The 25176-nt window shown below is 66.8% G+C and carries 25 protein-coding genes; 14 read left to right on the top strand and 11 right to left on the bottom strand.

Annotated elements, in window-relative coordinates:
- The first annotated feature begins 80 nt into the window (after window positions 1-80).
- Entirely contained in the window at window positions 81-269 is a 189-nt protein-coding gene (locus B9N97_RS15975; RefSeq protein ID WP_143266733.1) for a DUF1674 domain-containing protein, read from the top strand.
- Window positions 270-278: 9 nt separating this feature from the next.
- Here the strand turns inward: B9N97_RS15975 and B9N97_RS15970 are convergent, their stop codons facing one another.
- The 5 genes from B9N97_RS15970 to B9N97_RS15950 all read right to left on the bottom strand — a co-directional run bounded on the left by B9N97_RS15970 (window position 279) and on the right by B9N97_RS15950 (window position 6552).
- Window positions 279-1343 carry a sn-glycerol-3-phosphate import ATP-binding protein UgpC gene (locus tag B9N97_RS15970; RefSeq protein WP_085088277.1) on the bottom strand — a complete coding sequence of 355 codons (1065 nt, stop codon included), beginning with the start codon at window positions 1341-1343 and terminating at the stop codon, window positions 279-281.
- Window positions 1344-1368: 25 nt separating this feature from the next.
- The gene (gene ugpE / locus B9N97_RS15965; protein WP_085088274.1) at window positions 1369-2217 is read right to left on the bottom strand and encodes a sn-glycerol-3-phosphate ABC transporter permease UgpE; all 849 of its coding nucleotides are present in this window, start codon (window positions 2215-2217) and stop codon (window positions 1369-1371) included.
- Window positions 2214-3098 carry a sn-glycerol-3-phosphate ABC transporter permease UgpA gene (gene ugpA / locus B9N97_RS15960; protein WP_085088272.1) on the bottom strand — a complete coding sequence of 295 codons (885 nt, stop codon included), beginning with the start codon at window positions 3096-3098 and terminating at the stop codon, window positions 2214-2216. The genes ugpE and ugpA overlap by 4 nt, the downstream gene beginning before the upstream one ends.
- Window positions 3099-3312: 214 nt before the next feature.
- Window positions 3313-4668 (bottom strand): sn-glycerol-3-phosphate ABC transporter substrate-binding protein UgpB, encoded by a 1356-nt coding sequence (ugpB, locus tag B9N97_RS15955; protein WP_085088269.1) that lies wholly within the window; start codon window positions 4666-4668, stop codon window positions 3313-3315.
- Between the two features lie 297 nt (window positions 4669-4965).
- Window positions 4966-6552 (bottom strand): hybrid sensor histidine kinase/response regulator, encoded by a 1587-nt coding sequence (locus tag B9N97_RS15950; RefSeq protein WP_085088266.1) that lies wholly within the window; start codon window positions 6550-6552, stop codon window positions 4966-4968.
- Window positions 6553-6821: 269 nt separating this feature from the next.
- Here B9N97_RS15950 and B9N97_RS15945 point away from each other — a divergent pair, with 269 nt between their 5' ends.
- Entirely contained in the window at window positions 6822-7580 is a 759-nt protein-coding gene (locus B9N97_RS15945) for a M48 family metallopeptidase (RefSeq protein ID WP_085088263.1), read from the top strand.
- Window positions 7581-7605: 25 nt separating this feature from the next.
- Here B9N97_RS15945 and B9N97_RS15940 read toward each other — a convergent pair whose 3' ends face one another.
- Complete coding sequence (locus tag B9N97_RS15940; RefSeq protein ID WP_085088261.1) at window positions 7606-10878, bottom strand: bifunctional diguanylate cyclase/phosphodiesterase; 3273 nt, start codon at window positions 10876-10878, stop codon at window positions 7606-7608.
- A 415-nt stretch (window positions 10879-11293) separates the two neighbouring features.
- Between B9N97_RS15940 and purB the strand changes: the two genes are divergently transcribed.
- The 4 genes from purB to rarD all read left to right on the top strand — a co-directional run bounded on the left by purB (window position 11294) and on the right by rarD (window position 14510).
- Window positions 11294-12589, top strand: coding sequence for an adenylosuccinate lyase (purB, locus tag B9N97_RS15935; protein WP_085088258.1), 1296 nt, complete (start codon window positions 11294-11296; stop codon window positions 12587-12589).
- Window positions 12590-12763: 174 nt separating this feature from the next.
- On the top strand, window positions 12764-13003 hold the full coding sequence (locus B9N97_RS15930) for a BolA family protein (protein ID WP_012973287.1): 240 nt from the start codon (window positions 12764-12766) through the stop codon (window positions 13001-13003).
- Window positions 13004-13089: 86 nt separating this feature from the next.
- A complete protein-coding gene (gene grxD, locus B9N97_RS15925) occupies window positions 13090-13425 on the top strand; it encodes a Grx4 family monothiol glutaredoxin (protein ID WP_085088255.1) in 336 nt (111 codons plus the stop codon).
- Between the two features lie 158 nt (window positions 13426-13583).
- Window positions 13584-14510, top strand: coding sequence for an EamA family transporter RarD (rarD, locus tag B9N97_RS15920; RefSeq protein WP_085088252.1), 927 nt, complete (start codon window positions 13584-13586; stop codon window positions 14508-14510).
- A 7-nt stretch (window positions 14511-14517) separates the two neighbouring features.
- On the opposite strand, the gene B9N97_RS15915 is transcribed toward rarD, so the two are convergent.
- Window positions 14518-15192: a TetR/AcrR family transcriptional regulator gene (locus B9N97_RS15915; protein ID WP_085088249.1), complete on the bottom strand. Its 675-nt coding sequence runs from the start codon at window positions 15190-15192 to the stop codon at window positions 14518-14520.
- 146 nt (window positions 15193-15338) lie between these two features.
- Between B9N97_RS15915 and B9N97_RS15910 the strand changes: the two genes are divergently transcribed.
- Entirely contained in the window at window positions 15339-16454 is a 1116-nt protein-coding gene (locus B9N97_RS15910; protein WP_085088246.1) for an alkene reductase, read from the top strand.
- Window positions 16455-16577: 123 nt separating this feature from the next.
- Here the strand turns inward: B9N97_RS15910 and B9N97_RS15905 are convergent, their stop codons facing one another.
- On the bottom strand, window positions 16578-17102 hold the full coding sequence (locus tag B9N97_RS15905) for a hypothetical protein (protein WP_085088244.1): 525 nt from the start codon (window positions 17100-17102) through the stop codon (window positions 16578-16580).
- Between the two features lie 311 nt (window positions 17103-17413).
- Between B9N97_RS15905 and B9N97_RS15900 the strand changes: the two genes are divergently transcribed.
- The 6 genes from B9N97_RS15900 to nifW all read left to right on the top strand — a co-directional run bounded on the left by B9N97_RS15900 (window position 17414) and on the right by nifW (window position 22464).
- Entirely contained in the window at window positions 17414-17809 is a 396-nt protein-coding gene (locus B9N97_RS15900) for a HesB/IscA family protein (RefSeq protein ID WP_085088241.1), read from the top strand.
- 69 nt (window positions 17810-17878) lie between these two features.
- Window positions 17879-18802, top strand: coding sequence for a Fe-S cluster assembly protein NifU (gene nifU, locus B9N97_RS15895; protein ID WP_085088239.1), 924 nt, complete (start codon window positions 17879-17881; stop codon window positions 18800-18802).
- A gap of 15 nt (window positions 18803-18817) precedes the next feature.
- Window positions 18818-20023: a cysteine desulfurase NifS gene (nifS, locus tag B9N97_RS15890; protein WP_085088237.1), complete on the top strand. Its 1206-nt coding sequence runs from the start codon at window positions 18818-18820 to the stop codon at window positions 20021-20023.
- A gap of 134 nt (window positions 20024-20157) precedes the next feature.
- Window positions 20158-21279: a homocitrate synthase gene (nifV, locus tag B9N97_RS15885; RefSeq protein ID WP_085088235.1), complete on the top strand. Its 1122-nt coding sequence runs from the start codon at window positions 20158-20160 to the stop codon at window positions 21277-21279.
- Window positions 21276-22115: a serine O-acetyltransferase gene (gene cysE / locus B9N97_RS15880; RefSeq protein ID WP_085088233.1), complete on the top strand. Its 840-nt coding sequence runs from the start codon at window positions 21276-21278 to the stop codon at window positions 22113-22115. Before nifV ends, cysE begins: the two co-directional genes overlap by 4 nt.
- A 13-nt stretch (window positions 22116-22128) precedes the next feature.
- Complete coding sequence (nifW, locus tag B9N97_RS15875; RefSeq protein WP_085088230.1) at window positions 22129-22464, top strand: nitrogenase-stabilizing/protective protein NifW; 336 nt, start codon at window positions 22129-22131, stop codon at window positions 22462-22464.
- A 55-nt stretch (window positions 22465-22519) separates the two neighbouring features.
- On the opposite strand, the gene B9N97_RS15870 is transcribed toward nifW, so the two are convergent.
- A complete protein-coding gene (locus B9N97_RS15870; protein ID WP_085088227.1) occupies window positions 22520-22822 on the bottom strand; it encodes a hypothetical protein in 303 nt (100 codons plus the stop codon).
- Window positions 22823-23094: 272 nt separating this feature from the next.
- Here B9N97_RS15870 and B9N97_RS15865 point away from each other — a divergent pair, with 272 nt between their 5' ends.
- Complete coding sequence (locus B9N97_RS15865) at window positions 23095-23499, top strand: response regulator (protein WP_085088225.1); 405 nt, start codon at window positions 23095-23097, stop codon at window positions 23497-23499.
- Between the two features lie 84 nt (window positions 23500-23583).
- Here the strand turns inward: B9N97_RS15865 and B9N97_RS15860 are convergent, their stop codons facing one another.
- The gene (locus tag B9N97_RS15860) at window positions 23584-23877 is read right to left on the bottom strand and encodes a ferredoxin family protein (protein ID WP_085088222.1); all 294 of its coding nucleotides are present in this window, start codon (window positions 23875-23877) and stop codon (window positions 23584-23586) included.
- The gene (locus B9N97_RS15855; RefSeq protein ID WP_085088220.1) at window positions 23874-25175 is read right to left on the bottom strand and encodes an FAD-dependent monooxygenase; all 1302 of its coding nucleotides are present in this window, start codon (window positions 25173-25175) and stop codon (window positions 23874-23876) included. Before B9N97_RS15855 ends, B9N97_RS15860 begins: the two co-directional genes overlap by 4 nt.
- Between the last annotated feature and the right edge of the window lies 1 nt (window position 25176).

Genomic DNA, 25176 nt, shown 5'->3' with positions numbered 1-25176 from the left:
GGGCCGAGGCGGGGTAACCCGCCCTGATCCGAGATATGGGCCCGATCCGCGCCCCCGTTCAAGATGCCCGCAGCAGTGCGATGGATATGATGACCGAACCGACCAAGCCACAGCAGGACACCGCCGAGACGGTGACCGCCACCAAAACCACGGAGACCACGGAAACCAAGGGCCCCGAACAGAAGCCCGGCGAGATCGGCGGCCCGAAGGGACCGGAACCGACCCGCTACGGCGACTGGGAGTTCAAGGGACGCTGTTCGGACTTCTGATCGCCAACCTCACTCCATCCGGCGCCCCGTCACCGCGTCGAACAGGTGCAGGGCGCCGTCCTGCGGGGCGACGGTCAGGCGATCACGCTCGCGCACGGTGGGGATGCCGGCCATGCGGACCAGCAGGGTCTCGCCGTCCGGCAGGCGGCCATAGACCACCGTGTCGGCCCCCAGCGCCTCCACCAGTTCGATCTCGATGGAAAAGCCTTCCGCGGCGACGGCCATATGCTCCGGCCGGATGCCCAGCTTCACCGGGCGGCCGGCGTCGGTCGGGCGCGGCCGCGGCAGGAGCAGACGCTGTCCGCCGGGCACCAGCACCGCCTCGCCGCGGTCGTCGATGCGGCCGTCCAGCACATTCATCGGCGGCGAGCCGATGAAGCCGGCGACGAACAGGCTGGCCGGGCGCTGGTAGACCTCCAGCGGCGTACCGATCTGCTCGGCCACGCCATGGTTCATCACCAGAATGCGGTCGGCCAGCGTCATCGCCTCCACCTGATCGTGGGTGACGTAGAGGCTGGTGATGCCGAGCCGGTCCTGCAGCCGCTTGATCTCCACCCGCATCTGGGTGCGCAGCTTGGCGTCCAGGTTCGACAGCGGTTCGTCGAACAGGAAGGCGGCGGGTTCGCGCACGATGGCGCGGCCCATGGCGACGCGCTGGCGCTGGCCGCCCGACAGCTGGCTCGGCCGGCGGTCGAGGAAGCGACCGAGTTCGAGGATCTCCGCCGCCTTGTCGACGCGGGCGCGGATTTCCGCCTTCGGGATCCCGCGGATCTTCAGGCCATAGGCCATGTTGTCGAAGACCGTCATGTGCGGGTAGAGCGCGTAGTTCTGGAACACCATCGCGATGTCGCGGTCCTTGGGGTCCAGGTGATTGACCACGCGCCCGCCGATGGCGATCTCGCCACCGGTGATGCCCTCCAGCCCGGCGACCATGCGCAGCAGGGTGGACTTGCCGCAGCCGGACGGCCCGAGCAGGACGAGGAATTCGCCGTCCTGGATCGCGATGTCGATGCCCTTGATCGCTTCGACCGGGCCGTAGGACTTGCGGACGTTGCGGATTTCAACGGTTGCCATTGTTCTTCTTTCCCTTCGCCCGCGCTTACTTTTCGCTGTCCACAAGACCTTTGACGAACCAGCGCTGCATGAACACCACCACCGCCACCGGCGGCAGCATCGCCAGAACCGTGGTCGCCATGATGATGTGCCAGTCGTTGGCCGATTCGCCGGTTCCGATCATCTTGGTGATGCCGGTCACGATGGTTTCCATGTCGCCGCTGCTGGTGACCAGAAGCGGCCAGAGATACTGGTTCCAGCCATAGATGAAGAGGATGACGAACAGCGCCGCGATGTTGGTGCGCGACAGCGGCAGAACCACGTCGATGAAGAAACGCACCGGCCCGGCACCGTCGATCTTCGCAGCCTCCAGCAGCTCGTCCGGGATGGTCAGGAAGAACTGGCGGAACAGCAGGGTCGCGGTGGCCGAGGCGATCAGCGGGATCGCCAGCCCGGCATAGGTGTTGATCAGCCCCAGATCGGCGACGACCTTGTAGGTCGGGATGATCCGCACCTCCACCGGCAGCATCAGCGTGATGAAGATTAGCCAGAAGAAGGCCATGCGCAGCGGAAAACGGAAGAAGGCCACCGCGTAGGCCGACAGGATGGAGATGGCGATCTTGCCCAGCGCGATCGACAGCGCCATCACCAGGCTGTTCAGCATCATGGTGCGGACGGGCGTGTACATGGCGCGGTCGCCCGCCTCGCCCACCCAGGCCTGGGCGTAGTTGGCCACCCCCTCCCCGCCCGGCCACAGCGGCAGCCCGCCGCGCCCGATGGTGCCGGAATCCCAGGTGGAGCCGATCAGCGTCACATAGATCGGATAGGCGAAGATCAGCACGCCGACGATCAGGACGATGTGCGGCACCAGATCGATGAAACGGGTCTGCTTCATGAGTAATGGACCTTGCGCTCGACGAAGCGGAACTGCACCGCGGTCAGCGCGATGACGATCACCATCAGGATCACCGACTGGGCCGACGACCCGCCGAGGTCGTTGTTGACGACGCCGTCCTGGTAGACGCGGAAGATCAGCGTCTCCGTCGCCTTGCCCGGCCCGCCCTGGGTCAGGGCATGGATGGTGCCGAAGGTCTCGAAGAAGGCATAGACCATGTCGACCACCAGCAGGAAGAAGGTGGTCGGCGACAGGAGCGGGAAGGTGATGGTCCAGAAGCGCCGCACCGGTCCGGCGCCGTCGATGCTGGCCGCCTCCATCACCGAGCGCGGGATCGCCTGAAGCCCGGCCAGGAAGAAGATGAAGTTGTAGGACACCTGCTTCCAACTGGCGGCGAGGATCACCATCAGCAGCGCCTGCCCGCCGTTCAGCCGGTAATCCCAGTCATAGCCCATCGCCCGCAGCGCCCGGCCGAAGGACCCGATATCGGGATTGAAGATGAACATCCACAGCACCGCCGCGACGGCCGGGGCCAGCGCGTAGGGCCAGATCAGCAGCGTCTTGTAGGCGCTGGCGCCCTTGATCTTGGAATCGGCGAGCACCGCCAGCAGCAGCGCCACGCCCATCGCCAGCACGGTCACCGCAACGCTGAAGATCACCGTGGTCTGCAGCGTGTCGAGATAGTTCGGATCGCTCAGCACATAGGTGAAATTCTCGAACCAGACGAACTCGCTGCGGATGCCGAAGGCGTCCTGAAGATGCACCGATTGCCAGACCGCCTGGGCCGCCGGCCAGATGAAGAACACCAGCGTCACCGCCACCTGCGGCGCAAGCAGCAGATAGGGCAACAGCCGGCTGTCGAAGGTGACGCGACGCTGCAAGGGTTGGTCTTTCGTGGGTTGGGCGTTGCGTTCGGGGGCGCCGCTCCCCGGCTTCCCCCTCTCCCCCCGGGGAGAGGGTCGGGGTGAGGGGGTGGCATGGGGTGGATTGGTCGGGAACGGGGAGTGCGCGATGCTTGAAGATCCTCGCCGCGCATCCCCCTCACCCTAACCCTCTCCCCGGGGGGGAGAGGGGATCCTGGAGAGGTTCAGCGGATCAGCCCTTGTTGGCCCGCTCGAAGTTGCGGAGCACGGCGTTGCCGCGCTTCACCGAGGCGTCCAGCGCTTGGCGGGCGTCCTGCTGGCCCTGGAAGGCCTTCTCAAGCTCTTCCTGGATGATGTTGCGGATTTCCGGCAGGTTGCCCAGGCGCAGGCCCATGCTGTTCTCGGTGGTCGGCGTGCGGGTCAGCTGCGCGGCCGGAACGTCGGCACCCGGATTCTTCTCGTAATAGCCCTGGGACTTGGCCAGCTCGTAGCCCTTCATCGTCACCGGGACATAGCCGGTGTCCATGTGCCACTTGGCATCGACCTCGGGCCGGGCGAGATAGCTGAAGAACTGCGACACCGCCTTGTACTCGGCCGGGGTACGCTTGGGCGCGGTCATCACCCAGAAGGCGGCGCCGCCGATGATGCTGTTCTTCGGGCCGTCCTTGGCGAATTCCGGCCAATAGGGCAGCGGGGCGGCGCCCCAGGCGAAATTCGCCTCCTTGATGATGCGGCTGCGCAGGCCGGACGAGCCGTGGATCATCGCGCATTCGCCCGACGGGAACAGGGCGTCCGGCTTGTTGTCGCGGCCGCCATACTTGAACAGCCCGTCCTTCTGCATGTCGATCAGCGTCTGGACATGCTTGACGTAGAGCGGGGCATTGATCTTCAGCTCGGCGTTCAGGCCGCCGAAGCCGTTCTGCTGGGTGGCGAAGGGCGTGTTGTGGATGGCGCCCAGCTGTTCGAACTGCGCCCACACCGGCCAGGAGGTGGTCAGCGGGCAGGTGGAGCCCGACGCCTTCAGCTTCTTCGTCGCCTCGATCATCTCCGGCCAGGTCGCCGGCGGCTTGTTGGGGTCGAGGCCGGCCTTCTGGAAGGCGTCCTTGTTGTAGAACATGATGGTGGTGGAGCTGTTGAACGGCAGCGCCATCATCTTCCCGTCCTTGGACGAGTAATAGCCCTTGACCGCCGGGATGTAGGCGTCGGGGTCGAAGGACGCCCCGGTCTCCTGCATCAGTTGATAGACCGGCTTCACCGCCGGGCCGGCGGCCATCATGGTGGCGGTCCCGACCTCGAACATCTGCACGATGTGCGGCGCGTTGCCGGCACGGAAGGCGGCGATGGCCGCCTGCATCGTCTCCGGATAGCTGCCCTTGTAGGAGGCGTTGACCTGGACCGTCTGCTGGCTGTCATTGAAATCCTTGACGATCTGCTCCAGCTGGCCACCCAGCGGCTGCGGCAGGCCGTGCCAGAAATCGATCATCGTTTTCTGCTGCGCCAGCGCAGTGCCCGGCAGGGCGGCGGCGAACAGCAGCGCGCTGGTGGTGGCTGCGCCCGTCAGGAGGGCAAGCTTGCGGCGGGTCAACATGCGGTGGGTCTCCCTATCCCGGTATGGTTCGCGGTTGTCATGAGGGCAACGGGTTGCCGTCCCGCGACGCTTTCGTGAAGTTTTGGTGGCAGACGCATTCGGCGCCATGTGGAGGCGATGTGTGCGCTTGCGAAAAAGACCGGCTGCTCGATGATCGTTTTCGAAACTGTTTGGTTGCTCTAAGCGTCACACTGCGCACGCATACCGGGGTCTGTCAAGACGCCGCATTACAGTTTTATGACGTGAAAACCGCAGCAGGGAAATGTTGCGGAGCGAAAATGCGCGGACGCGGAATGTCTAACGCGGGCAGGCGGTATCAGGCCGGCGGACGGGTGGCAGACTGCGGCTCAGCAGGCGGCGCAGGGCGGCGGGGTCGCAGGGCTTGTGGACCAGGGGAAAGCCGCTGCGGTCGACGCTGCGCAGCCGGTCGGGATCGGTGTCGCCGGTGACGATGACGCCCGGCACCCGCCGGCCGCAGCGGGCGCGCACCACCTGGATGGCGTCGATGCCGGTCTCCGGCCCGGACAGCCGCAGGTCCGACAGCACGAGATCGGGGGTCGCGGCGCCCCCCTCCAGCCCGGCGCAGGCCTCGTCGATGCCGCGGGCGGGGATGACCGCATAGCCCCAGCCCTGCAGCAGCAGCCCGATCCCCTCCAGCTGCATGGCATCGTCCTCGATCACCAGCACGGTGCCGGCGGCAGCGGGCGCGGCGGCCCCGGCGGTAGAAGATTGGCCGGCCGCCGGGTCAGGGTCGCCGTCGGCGGAGTCGTCACCCGACCGGTCGCCGTCATTGCCGGCCAACGGCACCTCCACCGCGAAGACCGATCCCTTGCCGGGCTTGGAACGCACGGTGACCGGATGCCCCAGAACCTGGGCCAGCCGCCGCACGATGGCGAGACCGAGGCCGAGCCCCTGCTTGCGGTCACGCCCCGGATTGCCGAGCTGGTGGAAGTCCTCGAAGATCACGGCATGGTTGGACGGATCGATGCCGACGCCGGTGTCCCACACCTCGATGCGCAGGTTCGCACCGCGCCGCCGCGCCGCCAGCAGGATGCCGCCCGTCAGGGTATAGCGCAGGGCGTTGGCCATGATCGGCCGCAGCAGCCGTTCCATCAGCACCGGATCGCTGGTCACCTGGGCGTCGAGCGGGTGGACGTTGAAGCGCAGCCCCTTGGCCTCCGCCTCCGGCCCGAACTCCTCCAGCATCTTGGCGAGCAGTTCGTCGACCGGGAAGGTCTGCGGATTGGCGGTGACCAGCCCGGCCTCCAGCGCCGACACCTCCAGGAGGGCGCGCAGCAGGGTCTCGCCGCCAATGATCGCCTGCTCCAGCTTGTTCGCCAGCTCGATGGAGGCCGGATCGGTCAGCCGGCCGCTCAGCAGATGGTGGAACAGGTGCATCGCCTGGAAGGGCTGGCGCAGGTCGTGGCTGGCGGCGGACAGGAACTTGCCCTTGGCGGTGCGGGCGCGTTCGGCATCGGCGCGCGCCTGCGCGGTTTCCGCCCGCGCTTCGGCCAGGGCGGCGGCACCGGCATCGGCGGCCAGCGCCACCGCGCGGACGCTCCCGCCGGCATCCGCCACCGGGGTCAGCGCCAGCGCAGACGGCAGGCCGGGGAGCGGGCCGGCGGCGCTGGCCGGCCTACCTGTGGTCATCACCTGCCGCCGCAGCTTCTCGATCCCATCGGCGGTGCCGGCCTGCAGCCCGGCCTCCGCCAGCGTCCTCCCCTCCACCGCATCCGGCGGGCAGCCGAGAGCGTCGGCGAAGGCACGATTCGCCACCAGCAAGCGACCATCCTCGCCAAGCAGGGCCTGGGGCGAGCCGTTGGCCGACAGCAGGGCGTCCAACAGATCCTCGCGTGTCGGCGTTTGTCCTGGGATCAGAGGCATCGGCATGTACTCGGCAAGGCTATGGGAAAGACCAACGACAGGAAAACGGGCGGCGGGACCCGCGATAAAGGGATGTCCACAGACCACCGCGTTACCTCTGCTTTATCTTGTGCTCCGATCGATCGTGTCAAATGTGACCTCAGTCCACCCCATGGCCTAAGTTCGTTCGAAAGCCTTAAGACTTAGATCAGAAGCCACGCCGCCGCGCCATTCCGACAAAGGGCGGAGGACGCTTCCGCATCCGGCGTCGGCCGCGCTATAAGACGCCCATGGTGCAACGCCGCCCCTCCCCGTCCCGTCGCCGCAAGCGATCCGCCGCCCGACCGCCCCAGCCGCCGCGGGCGCTCGAGATTTCCGGCCTGCCGATGCCGCTGGAGTTGCGGGAGAGCGCGCGCGCCACCCGCATGACCCTGCGCGTCGATCCCGGGCGCGGGCTGGTCCAGGTGGTGGTGCCTGTCGGCGTGTCGGAGACCGACGCCCGCCAGTTCGTCGGCCGGCATGACGGTTGGCTGCGGGCACGGCTGGCGGCGATGCCGCCCTCCCTGCCCTTCGCCGACGGCGCCAGCGTGCCCTATCTCGGCGTCGAGCACGTCATCCGCCATGACCCGGCCCTGCGCGGCGCGACCCGGATCGAGGACGGCGCCCTGCTGGTCGGCGGCCAGCCGGAGCATATCGCCCGCCGCATCCGCGATTTCCTGACCGCCGAGGCCAAGCGCGAACTGGCGGCCCGCGCCCGGCTGAAGGCGGCGACCATCGGCGCCCGCGTGGCCGCCGTCACCATCCGCGACACCAAGAGCCGCTGGGGCAGCTGCTCGTCCACCGGCCGGCTGTCCTTCTCCTGGCGCCTGATCCTGACGCCGGAGCCGGTTCTGGATTATGTCGTCGGACATGAGGTGGCGCATCTGCGCGAGATGAACCATTCCTCGCGCTTCTGGGCGCTGTGCGCCAGCCTGACCGACGGCACCGGCGTGGAGTGGCCGCGGGCGTGGCTGAAGGCGAACGGGACAAGGCTGCTGCGCTACGGGTGATGGCCATAAGAGAGGGTAGAGGCGCCTAGTCCATCGCCTCCGCCATCAGCAGCCCGGCTGTGGCGGCATCGCGGCGGACGAACTCCAGGAAATCCTCGTAGGGCATCGGGCGGCCCAGCAGATAGCCCTGGCATTGGTCGCAGCCCATCCCGGCGAGGCAGTCGTACTGCTCCTCCGTCTCCACCCCTTCGGCCAGCGTCTGCATGCGCAAACTGCGGGCCATGCCGATGATCGCCTCGGCGATGGCGCCGCTGTCCGGGTCGTCGGCGCGCAGGCCGCTGACGAAGCTGCGGTCGATCTTCAGCTTGTCCACCCGGAAGCGCTTCAGATAGGCCAGCGAGGAATAGCCGGTGCCGAAATCGTCGATGGCCAGCGGCACGCCCATCTCGCGCAGTTGCGAGAAGGTTTCCGACACGACGTCGGACTCGTCCATCAGGACGCTTTCCGTCACCTCCAGCTCCAGCGCCGACGGCGGGATGCCGTAGGCGGACAGCCAGCCGGCTACCCGCTCCGCCAGTCCGGGGCGGCGCACCTGCACCGCCGACAGGTTGATGGCGATCAGCAGGTCGCGGTGGCGCAGCAGTTCCGACACCCGGCGGCAGGCCTCGCCCAGCACCCAGTCGCCGAGGGGCAGGATCAGGCCGGTATCCTCGGCCACCGGAATGAACTGGCCGGGCATGATCAGCGTGCCGTCGGGCTGACGCCAGCGCACCAGCGCCTCCGCCCCGACCAGCCGGCGGTCGTCCAGCGAGAACTGCGGCTGGAAATGCAGCTCCAGCTCGTTGTTGGCCAGGGCGCGGCGCAGGTTGTTTTCGGTCCACATGCGATCCGACGCGCGGCGGTTCAGCTCCGGCGTGAAGAAGCGGTAGGTCGCGCGCCCGGCCTCCTTGGCGGCATACATCGCCATGTCGGCGCTCTTCAGCAGCGCGTCGATGCCGATGCCGTCGTCGGGATAGACCGCGATGCCGATGGAAGGCGTGACCTGCAGCTCGTGTCCGTCGATCAGATAGGCTTCCGACAGGGCGTGCAGCACCTTGCGCGCAACGATGTCGGCGGCGTCGGGGCTGTCCATGTCGCTGATGAGGATGATGAACTCGTCGCCGCCCTGCCGGCTGACCGTGTCGCTGGCCCGCACCGTGCCGGTCAGCCGCACCGCCACCTCGCGCAGAAGGCCGTCGCCGACCTGATGGCCGAGGCTGTCGTTGATGGTCTTGAAGCGGTCGAGGTCGACGAACAGCAGCCCCACCTTGGTGCCGTGGCGCCCGGCGGCCAGGATCGCCCGCTCCAGCCGGTCGCGCAGGAGGAAGCGGTTGGGCAGGTCGGTCAGGAAGTCGAACTGCGCCAGATGGCGGATGCGCTCCTCCTGCGCGCGGGTCTCGGTGATGTCGGCGAAGGCGGCGATGTAGTTGGCGACGGCACCGTCCTCGTTCCTCACCAGCTTGACGCTCAGCCATTCCGGAAACACCTCGCCGTTCTTGCGGGTGCTCCAGATCTCCCCGGCCCAATGGCCTTGCGCGCGCAGCTGCGCCCAAAGCTCTTCATAGAATTCCGGCGGATTGCGGTCGGAACGCAGGAATTCCGGGCCGCGGCCCAGCACCTCGTCCCGCCCATAGCCGGTGATGCGGGAGAAGGCGTCGTTGGCGGCGACGATCTGCCGGTGTTCGTTGGCGACGAACATGCCCTCCGCCGCGTTGTCGAACACCTTGGCCGACAGCCGCAGCTGCCATTCCGCCCGCTTGCGCTCACTGATATCGCGGGCGATGGCGGAGTAATAGACGTCGCCCTCGTAGGTGATGCGGCTGGCGGTGACCTCAAGCTCCAGCATGCGGCCGTCGGCGGTGAGATAGGCGGTCTCGTAATGGCTGGCCGCGTCCTCCCCCTCCGCGGCGAAGCGCTTCAGCAGGTCGGCCTGCCCCATCACCAGATCGTCCAGCCTCCCGCCCAGCGCCTTGCAGCCGAAGGGATTGACGTAGGCGATGCGCAGGCCGGCGTCGGCCAGCACGACGATCTCCGACACATGGTCGATGAAGAAGTTGGCGAGATAGAGCTGGCGCGCTCGTTCGCGCAGCATGCTGTCGCTGTGCCGGACCCGCAGCTGGTAGCTGCCGACGATGCGCCGGATCCAGCCGGTGACCAGCCACGACACGCCAACCGAGGCCGCCAGCGCCACGCCCAGAACGGCGACCGTGGTCCAGACCCGCTGGTTGACGCCGCGGCTGATCTCCGCCCGGCGGGCCTCCATCTCGCGGCCGACATCGTCGATGTAGGAGCCCGCGACCAGGATCCAGCCCCAGACGTTGGGGGCGGAGACATAGGCCATCTTCGGTGTCGGCCGCGCCGAGACCGGATGGATCCAGTCATAGCGCAGCTCGCCGCCGCCCTTGCGCCCCAGCTCCAGCATGCCGGTGACGATGTCGCGCTCGGTCTTCCATGGCAGGTCGCGGGCGTTCATCCCTTCCGACGCCGGGGCGGTGGGCGACAGCAGCACCTGCCCGTCCTGGCGCAGCACGCCGATGAAGCCGGTCTCACCGAACCGGAAGGCGCGCAGGCGATCCAGCGATTCATTCTGCAGCCGCGTCTCCACGGCGCTCAGCGAATCGCTGGCGCCGATCAGCCAGTCATAAGGTTCGAACAGGCGGACGAAGGCCAGCTTGTCGACGGTCTGCGCCGGATCGTCGGGCAGGCTCACGCGATAGCGGGCAAAGCCGCGCCGATTGGGGTCGTGGGCCGCCCGCATCAGTTCGCTGACGACCGAATCCTCCGCCGTGTCGGGCACGGCGGAGGGCGACGTTCCGTCCTTCGGCGCCCCCTCCCGCGACGGGTCCACCGGCATCAGGACCGAGTTGCCGGTCATGTCGTGGATGAAGTAGTAGCCGCGGCCGCCGGAAAAGCGCAGCGGCCGCAGGGTCTGCTTGATCGACTCCTTCACCGCCGCTTCGGGCAGGATGTTCCGTTCCCGGTCATGGACGCTGCGGGCGATGGCATAGGCCTCGTTCACCTGGGTGCGCAGATGGTCCTTCAGCAGCGGTTCGACGCGCGAGCGCATGTAGGCCAGATAGGACTGCGCATTCTCCACCTCCTGCATCAGCGCCTGACGCTGCTCCTGGAGATAGCGTGTCTCGCTCTGGCGCAGGTCGTGCTCCAGATCGGCCCAATGCTGCCAGACGAAGTAGAAGCCAAGCCCGAGGACGAGCGCCGACACCAGCGCCATCGACGCCAGGAACTGCAGGCGGTAGAGCCGGGCCTCGTCGGACGAGCGCGACGGCGCACGGACCAGTTCGACGACGGGGTCGGACAAGAAAGGCTCCCTTCGGATAGGCTCTCCGGATCCGGGTTTGGGCCGGCCCCGATGCGCTGTGCAAGTGTTGCTTAATGCTCGCACCGATTCAACTGCAAGCGAATCAAATCCACCGCGGCGCGACTCTTTGACTGTTTTCCTCTCCCCTGGATCGCCACGGGGTAGCGCCGCCGCGAACGGACAGGGAATCGGCGGATTGTCGGTTCATCCACCTTTAGGCGCGGATTCCCTTCGGTCGGCAACGGTTCGGCCGCAAAGTTTAATGCCGGAGCCAGTTGGGTCCGGTGTGGTCCATCGTGAGGCTTTAAAACGCCTCCCGGCACGGCTATGGTCGCGCGCGCGTGGCTTTGAGACCCGCAAGCCTTCCCCGACCCAGCGCCCGAGACCCAGCGCCCGCATCCTCCGGAGAGTGCCGATGATCCCCCGCTATACCCGCCCCGAAATGGCCCGCATCTGGGAGCCGGAAAACCGCTTCCGCATCTGGTTCGAGATCGAGGCGCACGCCTGCGACGCGCAGGCCGAGCTGGGCGTGATCCCGAAGGAGGCCGCCAAGGCGGTGTGGGAGCGCGGCAAGTGGGAGATCGACCGCATCGACGAGATCGAGCGGGAGACCCGTCACGACGTCATCGCCTTCCTGACCAACCTCGCCGAATATGTCGGCCCCGAGGCCCGCTTCGTCCACCAGGGCATGACCTCCTCGGACGTGCTGGACACCTGCCTCGCCGTGCAGATGACCCAGGCCGCCGACCTGCTGCTGGCCGACATCGACGCCCTGCTGGCCGCGCTGAAGCGCCGGGCGTACGAGCACAAGAACACCGTCACCATCGGCCGCAGCCACGGCATCCATGCCGAGCCGACGACCTTCGGCCTGAAGCTGGCCGGCCATTACGCCGCCTTCGCCCGCGGGCGCGAGCGTCTGGTCCAGGCGCGCGCCGACATCGCCACCTGCGCCATCTCCGGCGCCGTCGGCACCTTCGCCAACATCGACCCGCGGGTGGAGGAGCATGTCGCCGCCAAGCTGGGCCTGTCGGTGGAGCCGGTGTCGACCCAGGTCATCCCGCGCGACCGCCATGCCTTCTTCTTCTCCGTGCTGGGCGTGATCGCGTCGAGCATCGAGAATCTGGCGACGGAAGTCCGCCACCTGCAGCGCACCGAGGTCCGCGAGGCGGAGGAGTATTTCCACCCCGGCCAGAAGGGCTCGTCGGCGATGCCGCACAAGCGCAACCCGGTCCTGTCGGAGAACCTGACCGGTCTGGCCCGCATCGTCCGCTCCGCCGTGGTCCCGGCGCTGGAGAACGTCGCGCTGTGGCACGAGCGCGACATCTCCCACAGCTCGGTCGAGCGGATGATCGGCCCCGACGCCACCGTCACGCTGGACTTCGCCCTGGTGCGCCTGACCAGCATGATGGAAAAGCTGGTGGTCTATCCGGAGCGCATGCAGAAGAACCTGGACGATCTGGGCGGCCTGGTCTTCTCGCAGCGCGTCCTGCTGGCGCTGACCCAGGCGGGGATGAGCCGCGAGGACAGCTACAAGGCGGTGCAGCGCAACGCCATGCAGGTGTGGGAGAAGGGCGGCAATTATCTGGATCTGCTGTCGGCCGACCCCGACATCGCCCAGCACATCGGTCGCGACAAGCTGGAGCCGATGTTCGACATGTCCTACCACACCAAGCATGTCGACACCGTGTTCAAGCGCGTGTTCGGCGAGTGACCTGCCAACGCTGTTGAACGAGGGCGGCGCGGGCCGTCACGGCGTCTTCCGCAGATCGGCAAATATTTGCCGGTGGATGACAAACGGCCCGGCCATACCTAATCTATCTCGAGAAGCAAGTGCCCGGGCGGGGCAATCCTGAACAGAGCCCTGAACAGAACGAGGATTGGACCCATGGCGATGGAAGCCGCCACGATCGAAAAGCTCATCAAGGAAGGCATCCCCGACGCGGTCGTGGAGATCGCCGACCTTCGGGGCGACGGCGACCACTATGCCGCGCTCGTCACCTCCGCCGCCTTCAAGGGAAAGAGCCGGGTGCAGCAGCACCAGATGGTCTACGCGTCCCTGCAGGGCAAAATGGGCGGCGAACTGCACGCCCTGGCGCTGACCACCGCGGTGCCGGAAGGCGCCTGAGAACAGATGCCGGAAGGCGCCTGAACACAAGTCGTAACGGACAAGGCCGCGGCATTGCCGGGCCGAATCGGAAGGGTCATCGAGTCATGGTCGATCAGAACGTCGTCGAGCGCATCGAGCAGGACATCAAGAACAACGATGTCGTGCTCTACATGAAGGGGACCCCGGTGTTCCCGCAGTGCGGCTTCTCCGCCGCCGTCGTCCAGGTGCTGAGCCACACCGGCGTCAAGTTCAAGGGCGTCAACATCCTGGAGGATCCGGGCCTGCGCCAGGGTCTGAAGGAATACTCGAACTGGCCGACCTTCCCGCAGCTCTACGTCAAGGGCGAGCTGGTCGGCGGCTGCGACATCGTCCGCGAGATGTACGAGTCGGGCGAGTTGCAGACCCTGATGGCCGACAAGGGCGTCGCCACCGCCGCCTGATATGGCGGCGGTTTCGGGATCGAAACGAGAAACCCCGCTCCGGCGGGGTTTTTTGTTGCGTGAAAGGGGCGCGGGGCGGGAGTGATGCCGGTTGCGCAGCCCGGCCATGTCAGCCCGGCCGCTGCCGGATTGCACAAACTATGTGCTAAACGGACGGTATGGTTCAAACTCCGCCGCCCGCCAAGGCCCCGACCTCCACAACCGCAGCGTTTGTCGCGGCACTGGCCTCCTACCTGATCTGGGGGCTGGTCAACCCCGTCTTCTTCAAATTGCTGGGCAATGTCGGCGCGGTGGAGATCGTGGCGCACCGCGTGATCTGGACGGTGGTGCTGGTCGGCGTCGGCGTGCTGGTGACCCGCGGGCCGGCGGCCGTCGTCGCCGCGGTGGGCAACTGGCGCCGGCTGGGCATTCTGGTGGTCACCACGCTGCTGGTCTCCGTCAACTGGACCGTCTTCATCTGGGCGGTGGTGAACAGCCGGCTGGTGGAGGCCAGCCTGGGATATTTCATCAACCCGCTGGTCAATGTGCTGCTGGGCGTGCTGTTCCTGCATGAACGGCTCAGCCGCGGCCGGATGCTGGCGGTCGCCATCGCGGCGGCCGGCGTCGGCAGCCTCGTCGTCAGCTATGGCGCCGTTCCGTGGGTCGCCCTGTCGCTGGCGCTGTCCTTCGGCTTCTACGCCCTGGTGCGCAAGAAGGCGGCGATCGACCCGGTGATCGGGCTGCTGGTCGAAACCGCGCTGCTTCTGCCGGTGGCGCTGGGCTATCTGCTGTGGTTGGGTGGCGGCGGGACCTTCGGCCATGAATGGGGCGACAGCATCCTGCTGGTGCTGGCCGGGCCGATGACGGCGGTGCCGCTGGTTCTCTTCATGATCGGCGCGTCGCGGCTGACCATGACCACGCTCGGGCTGCTGCAATATGTCGGGCCGACCGGACAGCTTCTGCTGGGCGTGCTGGTCTATGGCGAGGCCTTCACCCAAAGCCACGCCATCACCTTCGCCTGCATCTGGGTGGCGTTGGCCGTCTTCACCGCCGACGCGGTCCACAGCCACCGCAGCAGCACCCGCACCGCCGCAGCCGCGGAGTAACCGCGGCTTACCGCGGCGTCAGGCCATGGGCGATGGTGTGGGCCAGCGTGCCGACCATCGCGCAGATGCCGGCATCGTCGCGGCCGAACACGACCTGATCGAGGAAGCCCAGCCCGAAGCTGAGCGTCGCGATGCCGGCCGCCACATTGGCGAGGTCGGCATCGGCGGCGATGGCGCCCCGTGCGCGGAAGCCTTCCAGCCGTCTCAGCAGGCAGGGGATGCGGCTCTGCGACAGGGTGCGGGCCATCTCGTCCGCCACCGCCTGATCGACCAGGGCGCGGGCCAGCACCACGCGGGTGAAGTCGCGGCATTTCCAGCTGTGCTTCAATTGGGCGTGCAGGAAACGGGCGAGGTCGGTCTCCAGATCCTCGTGCAGCGGCGGCAGGTCGCAGCCGCCCGACTCCTCGCGCCAATAGCGCTCCACCACCGCCAGCAGCAGCCCGCTCTTTCCTGAGAAATAGCGCTGGATCAGCTGTTCGTTGACCCCGGCCCGCCCGGCGATCTCGCGCGTCGTCGCCGCATCGAAGCCGCGTTCGGCGAACACCAGCTTGGCGGCGTCGAGCAGCGCGCCCTCGGTCGCGGCGCGGTCGCGCTTGCGTGCCCCGCCCTCGCAGGCGCCCTCGGTGCCGTTGATATTGCCGTTACTGGGGCAACTGCCGTCAGCTTCCGTGCTTGCGTCCAAAACCCGTCCCTCTCCGGTGCGTCCCGTCGGCTTCATAATAAGTATGCAGATACATACTTGACAAGCGGCGGGCTCCGGTTCAAGTATGTACTCACATACATACAAGCCGATTTGCCCGACAGGGGCCAATAGGGGGTAGTCCCGCCATGCCGCAAAGCACTGCAAAGCCTGACCTGTTCACCCCGCTGCGCCTCGGCGCCATCGAGCTGCCGAACCGCGTCGTCATGGCGCCGATGACCCGCAGCCGCGCCGGCGAGGGCAACTGCCCGACCGCGCTGACCGCCGAATATTACGCGCAGCGCGCCTCCGCCGGCCTGATCATCACCGAGGCGACGCAGGTCTGCGACACCGCCCAGGGCTATCCCAACACGCCGGGCATCCACACCGACGCCCAGACCCTGGCTTGGCGCGCGGTGGCGGACGCCGTGCATGACGCCGGCGGGCGGATCGTCACCCAACTCTGGCATGTCGGCCGCATCTCCCACCCGCGCTTCCAGCCGAACGGCGCTGCCCCGGTCGCCCCGTCGGCGATCGCGGCGAAGGGCCAGCTCTACACCGGCGCCGGCATGGAGCCCTTCCCGGTGCCGCGCGCCCTGGAGACCGCAGAGATCCCCGCCCTGGTCCGTCACTTCGCCGATGCCGCCAAGCGCGCGGTGTTCGATGCCGGCCTGGATGGCGTCGAGATCCACGCAGCCAACGGCTATCTGATCGACCAGTTCCTGCGCGACGGCACCAACACCCGGACCGACCAGTATGGCGGGACGGTGGAGAACCGCTGCCGCTTCCTGCTGGAAATCCTGGAGGCCACGGCCCATGCCGTCGGCGCCGACCGCATCGGCGTCCGCCTGTCGCCGACCGGCGTGTTCAACGACATGAAGGACAGCGACCCGCTGCCGCATTTCCTGGCGATCACCAAGGCGCTGAACCCCTTCAACCTCGCCTATCTGCATGTGATCGAGGGCCGGCCCGGCCACCATATGGCCCCGCCGGAGGGGGCGCCGCATGTGGCGTCCGCCTTGCGCGCAGCCTTCAAGGGCCCGCTCATCCTGAATGGCGGCTACAGCCGGACCGACGCCGACACCGCCTTGGCGAACGGCGAGGCGGACGCGGTCAGCTTCGGCGAGGCCTTCATCTCCAACCCGGACCTGCCCGTGCGCTTCCGTGCCGATGCGTCGCTGGCCGAGCCGGACCGCACCACCTACTACGGCGGCGACGCCAAGGGCTACACCGACTATCCGGCCCTGGAATCCGTCGCCGCCTGACCGGATTGCGGTCCCACCACCCCGGCAGGGCCGCAATTGCTCTCGACATGAGAGCGCGTCGTGAGACGCAAATCCCCGCTGCCCCCGGCCCGGTTCCCCCCTGGGCCGGGGGCCTTTTTCGTATTACGCCGCCCCGCCCTCGCCATCCAGCCCATCGCCCAATCCACGGGCCAGCGCGGCGATGGTGCCGTAGCCGACCTGATCTGCCGGGTCGATCTCCGCCATCTTGGCAAGAATCGCCAGCGCCCTGTCGCGGTTGTGGCGGCGCAGTTCGATGAAGGCCAGCGCCTTCATGGTGAACAGGAAGAAGCGCGCCGGCCCGGCCGCCGTCCAGTCGGTGGAACCGGCGGTCAGTTGCGACCAGTCGGCCGGAAAGCCGCCCTGCAAGGCCGCGGCATCCAGCCCGATGCGGGCCACCCGCTCCGCCTCGCCCAGCTTCTTGCGGTTGAAGTAGAATTTGTAGAGCGCGTAGAAGACCGGCAGCACCCGCGGCCCCTTGCGGTGCGCCTCCCACAACAGCGCCTCGCAGGCGTCGGGCACGTCACGGGCTTTCACCGCTTCCTGCAGCAGTTCGTCGATCTGTTCGGGCACGTCGCCGAAGGCCATGCGGCCGTTCGACATCCTGAGTTCGATCGGTTCGTCGCTCATCGCTTCCCTCGCCTGTATTTCCTGCTGACGCAATCAATCATCCGACGCACCGACGACGTCCCATGGTACGCGCGCAGGCACGGGGAAAGACCACACTATTTTTGTGCGGCGAAGTGTCGCGGCTGTCGCAAAAGCGACACGCGCCAAACCCGACAAAAACGTTGGAAGGCGAAACATTGTCGGACTCTCGCCAAGCCATTTCAGCCTGACAATCGTTTAAAATCAATGAGTTGCCGGTTTGGCACAGCCCTTGCTCTACTTCCCGTCAGATCGGCCGGCACCCCCGGCAACGCGGCTTGAGGAGGCGGGACATGGTGACTCTGACGGATGCGGCGGTTTCCACTCTGGAGCAGGTGCTGGCGAAGTCGGGCGGTGCCGCCGCCGGCCTGCGGATCGCGGTCACCGACGGCGGCTGCGCCGGCCTGAAATACCAGATGGGCCTGGAGGCGGCGGCCAGCGACGACGATGCGGTGCTCAGCTTCGGCCCGGTCACCATCTTCGTCGACGCCAACAGCCAGCCCTTCCTGAGCGGCGTGGTGGTCGATTTCGTCGAGGGCATCGAAGGCTCCGGCTTCAAGTTCGACAACCCGAACGCGACCAGCAGCTGCGGCTGCGGCAAGTCCTTCTCGGCCGGTGAAGGCGGGGGCGGCTCCTGCTCGACCTCCTCGTCCAGCTGCGGGTCGTCGGCCCCCTATTCGACCCATTAATCGGGGCCACTGACACCGCCCCCGACACTCTTCCCCAAGGCGCGCACCCCACGGAAAGGCAGCAGCGACATGTGGAACTACACCGACAAGGTCAAGGAACACTTCTTCAACCCGAAGAACTCCGGTGTCCTGGACAGCGCCAACGCGGTCGGCGAGGTCGGCTCCATCACCTGCGGCGACGCGCTGCGTCTGATGCTGAAGGTCGATCCCGACACCCAGATCATCCAGGACGCGAAGTTCCAGACCTTCGGCTGCGGCTCGGCCATCGCGTCATCTTCCGCGCTGACCGAGATGATCATCGGCAAGACGGTGGACGAGGCGCTGACCCTGACCAACCGCGACATTGCCGAGTATCTGGGCGGCCTGCCACCGGAGAAGATGCACTGCTCCGTCATGGGCGCCGAGGCTCTGCGCGCCGCCATCGCCAACTACAAGGGCGAGGCGTGGGAAGACGACCATGAAGAAGGCGAGCTGGTCTGCAAATGCTTCGGCATCGACGCCGCCATGATCGAGCGCGCGGTGACCGTCAACGGCCTGACCACGCTGGAAGAGGTCACCCACTACACCAAGGCCGGCGGCTCCTGTCAGACCTGCCACGAGAAGATCGAGGAGGTGCTGGAAGAGGTGCTGGCAAAGACCGGCGCCCTGAAGCCCGCCAAGAAGCACACCCCCGGCACCGTCGGGCTGGACGCAATCAAGCCCCTGGAGCCGAAGGCCGAGCCGGTCACGGCGCCCAAGCTGACCAATGTCCAGCGCATGCAGGCCATCATGTCCGCCATCGAGGAGATGCGCCCGCAGATCCAGCGCGACGGCGGCGACGTTGAACTGGTCGACATCGACGGCAAGGACATCTACGTCCGGCTCTCCGGCGCCTGCTCCGGCTGTTCGCAGTCGGCCGGCACGATGATGGGCGTGCAGATGAAGCTGGTCGAGAAGCTCGGCGAGTTCGTGCGGGTCAAGCCCGCCTCTCTGATGCCGGCCCATGTGGGTTAAGGGGAGCCTGATATCATGAGCCAGGGCATCTATCTCGACAACAACGCCACCACCCGCGTCGATCCGGAAGTGCTGCAGGAGATGCTGCCGCTCTTCACCGAGCATTTCGGCAACCCGTCCTCCATGCACGGCTTCGGCGCCGCGGTGGGCGGCAAGATCGAATGGGCGCGCAAGCAGGTCCAGGCCCTGCTCGGTGCCGCCCATGACAGCGAGATCGTCTTCACCTCCGGCGGGACGGAGAGCGACAACACCGCCATCCTGTCGGCGCTGGAGGCCTATCCGAAGAAGCGCGAGATCGTCACCAGCGTGGTCGAACACCCCGGTGTGCTGGCGCTCTGCGAGTATCTGGAGAAGAAGCGCGGCTACAAGTTCCATCGCATCCCGGTGGACAACCGGGGCAACCTCGACATGGAGGCCTACCGCGCCGCCCTGTCCGATCAGGTCGCCATCGTCTCCATCATGTGGGCCAACAACGAGACCGGGACGATCTTCCCGGTGGAGGAACTGGCGCGCATGGCCAAGGAGGTCGGCGCCCTCTTCCACACCGATGCGGTGCAGTCGGTCGGCAAGATCCCGATGAAGCTGGCCGACAGCGCCATCGACATGCTGTCGCTGTCCGGCCACAAGCTGCACGCCCCCAAGGGCATCGGCGCGCTCTACGTCAAGCGCGGCCTGCGCTACCGCCCAATGCTGCGCGGCGGCCATCAGGAACGCTCGCGCCGCGCCGGGACGGAAAATGCGCCCGGCATCGTCGGGCTGGGCGCCGCTGCCCAGCTGGCGCTGGTCCATATGGGTGACGAGAACACGCGGGTGAAGGCGCTGCGCGACAAGCTGGAGCAGGCGATCCTGGCGGCGGTGCCGAGCTGCTTCGTCACCGGCAACCCGGACAACCGCCTGCCCAACACCTGCAACATCGCCTTTGAATATATCGAGGGCGAGGCGATCCTCCTGCTGCTGAACGAGGCGGGGATCGCCGCGTCCTCCGGCTCCGCCTGCACCTCGGGCTCGCTGGAGCCGAGCCACGTCATGCGCGCCATGGGCGTGCCCTACACCGCCGCCCATGGGGCCACCCGCTTCTCGCTGTCGCGCGATACGACGGAGGAGGAGATCGACCGGGTCATCGCCGTGGTGCCGGGCATCATCGCCAAGCTGCGCAGCCTGTCGCCCTACTGGCAGCAGGGCGCGGATCGGCCGAAAGAGTTCGCGCCCGTTTATTCGTAACACCGGAATCGCAGGCCGGGTCGATGGCCCGTCCCGGCACCCCGCCCGACGACACCCCGTCGGGGCGGGTCCCCGGCCCGGCCTGCGACACTTCTCATGGGGGTAGCTTTTCCCCCTGCGCGCGAGGTGCCCCCATGCCCACCACCTTCGCCACCATCAACGACACCACGCTGCGCGACGGCGAGCAGACCGCCGGCGTCGCCTTCACGCTTGACGAGAAGATCGCCATCGCCCGCGCGCTCGACGCCGCCGGCGTGCCGGAGCAGGAAATCGGCATCCCCGCCATGGGCGAGGAGGAGCGCGAGGGTATCCGCGCCGTGGCGTCGCTGGGGCTGAAGGGCCGGCTGATGGTGTGGTGCCGCATGCACGACACCGACCTGAAGGCGGCGCTGTCCTGCAATGTCCGCTTCGTCAACCTGTCGATGCCGGTGTCCGACATCCACATCACGAGGAAGCTGAAGCGCACCCGCGCCTGGGCGCTGGCGGAGATCGAGCGCCGGGTGAAACAGGCGCGCGACCATGGGCTGGAGGTCAGTGTCGGCGGCGAGGATTCCTCCCGCGCCGACATGGATTTCCTGATCGCCGCCGCCACGGTGGCGCAGGAGGCCGGTGCGCGCCGCTTCCGCTTCGCCGACACGCTGGGCGTGCTCGACCCCTTCCAGACGCGTGCCTGCATCGAACGGCTGCGCCGGGCCACCGACCTGGAGATCGAGATCCACGCCCATGACGATCTGGGCCTCGCCAACGCCAACTCGCTGGCTGCGGTGCTGGGCGGCGCCACCCATGTCAACACCACGGTGAACGGCCTGGGCGAGCGCGCCGGCAACGCCCCGCTGGAGGAGGTGGTGGTGTCGCTGAAACACCTCTACCACATCGACAGCGGCGTGGAGACGCGGTCGCTCGGCGCCATCAGCGATCTGGTGGAGCGGGCCTCCAACCGGCCGGTGGCGGTCAACAAGTCGATCGTCGGTTCCGCCGTCTTCACCCACGAGGCCGGCATCCATGTCGACGGCCTGCTGCGCGACCGTACCACCTACCAGAATTTCGACCCGGCCGAGGTCGGGCGCGAGCACCGGATCGTGCTGGGCAAGCATTCCGGCACCGCGGCGGTTAAGTTGGCCTATGAACGGCTGGGCATCGCCTGCGACGACGCCATGGCGCAGGCGGTTCTGCCGCGCGTGCGGGCGCTGGCCACCCGCGCCAAGCGGCCGCCGACTCCTGAGGAACTGCACGCCTTCCTGGAGGCGGCGACATGAGCAAACCCGAAAGTAGGCCCGGCATCATCGCCCTGCTGCGCGAGGACGTCGCCTGCGTGTTCGACCGCGACCCGGCGGCGCGCAACGTCTTCGACGTGCTGACCTGCTATCCCGGCATCCATGCGCTGGTGATGCACCGCTTCGCCAATGCGGCCTGGCGGCGGGGACTGCGCTGGCCGGCACGCTTCCTGTCCTATGTCGCCCGTGCGGTGACCAACATCGACATCCACCCCGGCGCCGGCATCGGCCGCCGCTTTTTCATCGACCATGGCGCCGGCGTGGTGATCGGCGAGACGGCGGAGATCGGCGACGACGTGACGCTCTACCATGGCGTGACGCTGGGCGGCACCTCCTGGACCAAGGGAAAGCGGCACCCGACGCTGATGAACGGCGTGCTGGTCGGCGCCGGCGCCAAGATCCTGGGGCCGATCACCGTCGGCGCCAACGCGCGGGTCGGCGCCAATTCGGTGGTGACCAAGCCGGTGCCGGACGGCATGACCGTGGTCGGCATCCCCGGCCGGGTGGTGCGTCCGGAAAAGCAGCGGCAGCTGTCCGGCCATCAGCTGTCAGATCACGGCATCGACCTGGAGCATCATCTGATGCCGGACCCGGTCGGCAAGGCCATTGCCTGCCTGATCGACCACATCAACCGCATCGAAGCCCGGCTGGAAGCCCACACCGCAACGGAAACGTCACAGTTTCCTGCTAGAAACATCAGCCTTTCGGAATTTCGGCTGAGCGATATACGTTTGGACGGTGTGGCCTGCAGCTCGTGTGGCAACATCTGCGACCAGGAGGGGTGCGGCCCCTCCCCCTCCACCCAGCAGCATGCGTGAGGAGCCTTCGACGATGAGCGATTTCACCGACGACCTCGACGATCTGGAAACCGCGGAAGACTTCCTGCGCTTCTTCCACGTCACTTACGACCAGCGCGTGGTCAACGTGAACCGCCTGCACATCCTGCAGCGCTTCCACGATTACCTGTCGGCGGACAATGGGATGGAGGGGCTGGACGACGACGGCATGTCGTCGCGCTACCGCTTCCACCTGGAACGCGCCTATCAGGATTTCGTCGTATCGAACGCCATCGCGGAAAAGACCTTCAAGGTCCACAAGGAAGAGGCGCGCAAGATGGCCGACCGCTTCGTCCCGCTGGACAGCCTGCTGGGATCGCCGGTCGGCTGAAGCGCCGGCGCAAAAGCTTTGACGGAGGGGGCGTCTTGCGGCGCCCCCCTTGCCGTCAGTGGATCTTGCTCTCGTTCCGCCCGCCGTCGCGCCGATAGACATGGACGTGATAGGCCGCCATCGGGTTCTCGTCGATGTAGCGCAGCAACTCCTGCTCCGTCCGTGGGGTGGCGTCGCGGATCAGCACCTGCCAGGCGGGCTCCATCGTCGCGCGCATTGTCTCGTCATGGGGCAGCATGATGAAGCCGGCCCATTCCGGGTCGAAATCCGCGAGATAGCTCTTGGTGTAGTGTTTCATCATCGCCGCGTCGTTGACGTTGACGCTTTCCATGTTTTCGAAACAGACTCGCAGGTCCATCGCCGGTCTCCTCATGGAAAAGGGAGCGGCCCCGCCCGCCATCCGTAATGAACAGGCGCGGGTCCGCAATGCTCGCTGGTGAGAACAGCCCTGGGACAGAGATGGTGCGCCCAGCGGGTGAAAAACAAGGGTGCGGCGATACCCTGCGACGCTTCCGCTCCGTCACCCATGCATCCGGCGCAGGTTGCGCCATTGGTCATAATCCTGCGCTTTTTGGTTTGCCGATCATCCTGCTCCTGTAAAATCGCTGTGACAGCCCTCAAGCGATCACGATGACAGATCTCACGCCTGCCTCCGACGCTCCCCTGCGCATCCTCATTGTTGAAGACGAGAGCCTCGCCGCCATGGCGTTGGAGGAGATTCTCGGAATGCTGGGATTCGCCGTCGTCGGAATCGAGGACAATGCCGACGCCGCGGTCGAGGCGGCCGAACGGCTGCGTCCGGACATCGTGATGATGGACATCCGCCTGCTGGGGTCCCGCGACGGGATCGAAGCGGCGGCGGCGATCCGCGCGCGGACCGGCATCCGCTGCATCTTCACCTCCGCCTTCGGCGACCCCGAGACCCGCCACCACGCCGCGGAGTGCGATCCCTTCGGCTTTGTCCGCAAACCCTACTTCCCGGCCGAGCTGCAGCGGGCGCTGGGGCATGCGGTGGAGGTTTTGAGGGGGCGTTGACTTGCCCCCACCAAACAAAGCGGCCCCCGCGCAAGACCGCGCGGAGGCCATCCAGTTCCGGGGGAAGACACCAAGCAGACCCGATCAGCCGAACTTGTAGCTGATGCCGTAGCCGCCGCGCGGATAGTCCCAGGCGATGTTGCCCTTGTCCTGGCAGACGACGCGGCAGGTGCCGCATTCCAGGCAGCCGTCCGTCACCAGCGTCACGCCGCCGGTCTCGTTCTTGCTGTAGCAGGCGGCCGGGCAGCAGAAGGTGCAGGCCTGTTTCTCGCAGCTCTGGCAGGCCTCCTCGCTCTTGATCTGGATGTGCGGCCGGCTTTCATCGACGATGTAGCGGTTCTGATAAAGCTTCTCTTCGACCTTGACCATGATGCTCATCGCACGGCCCTCACCAGCTTGATTGCGTCACCGACAAGTCCCATCACCGAGCGGCGCTTGATGAAGGACTTCATGATCTGCTTTTCCTTCGACTTCTTGTCGATGCTGTCCACGGTGAACCAGTTATGGGCCGCCGCGGTGATTTCGTCGGGATAGGCGCCGAAGAACTGCTTGTTGCCGTGCATGATGCCGGGCAGTTCGCGATACTTCTTCAGGTCCTTCATGATGAAGCTGTCGTCCAGCTTCTTCTTGTAGGCGGCCAGGTTCGATGCGGTGAAGCCCTTGCCGGCTGCCTTCAGCTCGATCACCGTCTCCGCCGCCATCCGGCCCGACGCCATGGCGAGATTGGAGCCCTCTCGGTGGGCGGCGTTGTTGAAGTGGGCAGCGTCGCCGACCACCATCCAGCCATCGCCGTAAAGCTGCGGAACCGCCTTGTAGCCGCCCTCCGGGATCATGTGGGCGGCATATTCCTTCATCTCCGCCCCTTCGATCAGCGGCTTGATGACGGGGTGGTTCTTCAGGTCCTCCAGCATCCGGTAAGGCGGGCAGTCGCCGTTCTTGAAGTCGGAGATCAGGCAGCCGATGCCGATCGTCAGCGATTCCTTGTTGGTGTAGAGGAAGGCGGTGCCGACCATCCCCTTGGTCACCTTGCCCATGATCTCGATGACGACGCCTTCGTCCTCCTTGATGCCGAAGCGCTGCTGGATCAGCTCCGGATCGATGAAGAGGATTTCCTTCACCGCCAGCGCCACATTCTCCGGCGCCGCTTCGGCCTGAAGGCCCGCGCGTTTGGCCAGCAGGGCATTCACGCCGTCGGCCATGATGACGACGTCGGCATGGATCTCCCCGCCCTCGCGGTCGGTGCGCACGCCGATCACCTTGCCGGACGGGTCGCGGATCAGTTCCGTCACCGTGGTCTCGCAGATCTGCAGGCCGCCGACCTTGCGGATCTGCTCGCCCCACCATTTGTCGATGTTGGCGCGGATGATGGTGTAGCGGTTCGGCTTGTCGCTGTTGAAGGCTTCCGAGCGGTAGTTGGTACCGACATAGCTGTCGTCGCCCAGCAACCAGACGCGCTGTTCGATGATGTGGCGCTCGGTCGGGCAGTCGTCCCGGAAATCCGGGATGATCTTTTCCAGCTCATGCGAATACATGATGCCGCCCTGGACGTTCTTGGCGCCGGGATATTCGCCGCGCTCCAGCTGCAGGACCTTCAGCCCCTGCTTGGCCAGCGTATAGGTCGCGGCGTTGCCGGACGGGCCGGCACCGATGACGATGGCGTCGAACTTTTCGACCATG

Origin of the sequence: Azospirillum oryzae (assembly GCF_900177515.1) — a bacterium.
Lineage (GTDB): Bacteria > Pseudomonadota > Alphaproteobacteria > Azospirillales > Azospirillaceae > Azospirillum > Azospirillum oryzae_A.
The sequence above is the reverse complement of the archived record's forward strand: the minus strand, read 5'-3'. Positions and strand labels throughout refer to the sequence as shown.

Coding starts and splice junctions, on each gene's coding strand:
- nifV (WP_085088235.1), top strand. CDS start 20,158: ATGCCCACCACCTTCGCCACCATCAACGACACCACGCTGCGCGACGGC.
- B9N97_RS15865 (WP_085088225.1), top strand. CDS start 23,095: ATGACAGATCTCACGCCTGCCTCCGACGCTCCCCTGCGCATCCTCATT.
- B9N97_RS15930 (WP_012973287.1), top strand. CDS start 12,764: ATGGCGATGGAAGCCGCCACGATCGAAAAGCTCATCAAGGAAGGCATC.
- B9N97_RS15910 (WP_085088246.1), top strand. CDS start 15,339: ATGCCGCAAAGCACTGCAAAGCCTGACCTGTTCACCCCGCTGCGCCTC.
- B9N97_RS15900 (WP_085088241.1), top strand. CDS start 17,414: ATGGTGACTCTGACGGATGCGGCGGTTTCCACTCTGGAGCAGGTGCTG.
- cysE (WP_085088233.1), top strand. CDS start 21,276: ATGAGCAAACCCGAAAGTAGGCCCGGCATCATCGCCCTGCTGCGCGAG.
- B9N97_RS15970 (WP_085088277.1), bottom strand. CDS start 1,343: ATGGCAACCGTTGAAATCCGCAACGTCCGCAAGTCCTACGGCCCGGTC.
- B9N97_RS15870 (WP_085088227.1), bottom strand. CDS start 22,822: ATGGACCTGCGAGTCTGTTTCGAAAACATGGAAAGCGTCAACGTCAAC.
- nifW (WP_085088230.1), top strand. CDS start 22,129: ATGAGCGATTTCACCGACGACCTCGACGATCTGGAAACCGCGGAAGAC.
- B9N97_RS15905 (WP_085088244.1), bottom strand. CDS start 17,102: ATGAGCGACGAACCGATCGAACTCAGGATGTCGAACGGCCGCATGGCC.
- ugpE (WP_085088274.1), bottom strand. CDS start 2,217: ATGAAGCAGACCCGTTTCATCGATCTGGTGCCGCACATCGTCCTGATC.
- ugpB (WP_085088269.1), bottom strand. CDS start 4,668: ATGTTGACCCGCCGCAAGCTTGCCCTCCTGACGGGCGCAGCCACCACC.
- rarD (WP_085088252.1), top strand. CDS start 13,584: ATGGTTCAAACTCCGCCGCCCGCCAAGGCCCCGACCTCCACAACCGCA.
- B9N97_RS15860 (WP_085088222.1), bottom strand. CDS start 23,877: ATGAGCATCATGGTCAAGGTCGAAGAGAAGCTTTATCAGAACCGCTAC.
- B9N97_RS15950 (WP_085088266.1), bottom strand. CDS start 6,552: ATGCCTCTGATCCCAGGACAAACGCCGACACGCGAGGATCTGTTGGAC.
- grxD (WP_085088255.1), top strand. CDS start 13,090: ATGGTCGATCAGAACGTCGTCGAGCGCATCGAGCAGGACATCAAGAAC.
- B9N97_RS15855 (WP_085088220.1), bottom strand. CDS start 25,175: ATGGTCGAAAAGTTCGACGCCATCGTCATCGGTGCCGGCCCGTCCGGC.
- B9N97_RS15975 (WP_143266733.1), top strand. CDS start 81: ATGGATATGATGACCGAACCGACCAAGCCACAGCAGGACACCGCCGAG.
- B9N97_RS15945 (WP_085088263.1), top strand. CDS start 6,822: ATGGTGCAACGCCGCCCCTCCCCGTCCCGTCGCCGCAAGCGATCCGCC.
- purB (WP_085088258.1), top strand. CDS start 11,294: ATGATCCCCCGCTATACCCGCCCCGAAATGGCCCGCATCTGGGAGCCG.
- nifS (WP_085088237.1), top strand. CDS start 18,818: ATGAGCCAGGGCATCTATCTCGACAACAACGCCACCACCCGCGTCGAT.
- nifU (WP_085088239.1), top strand. CDS start 17,879: ATGTGGAACTACACCGACAAGGTCAAGGAACACTTCTTCAACCCGAAG.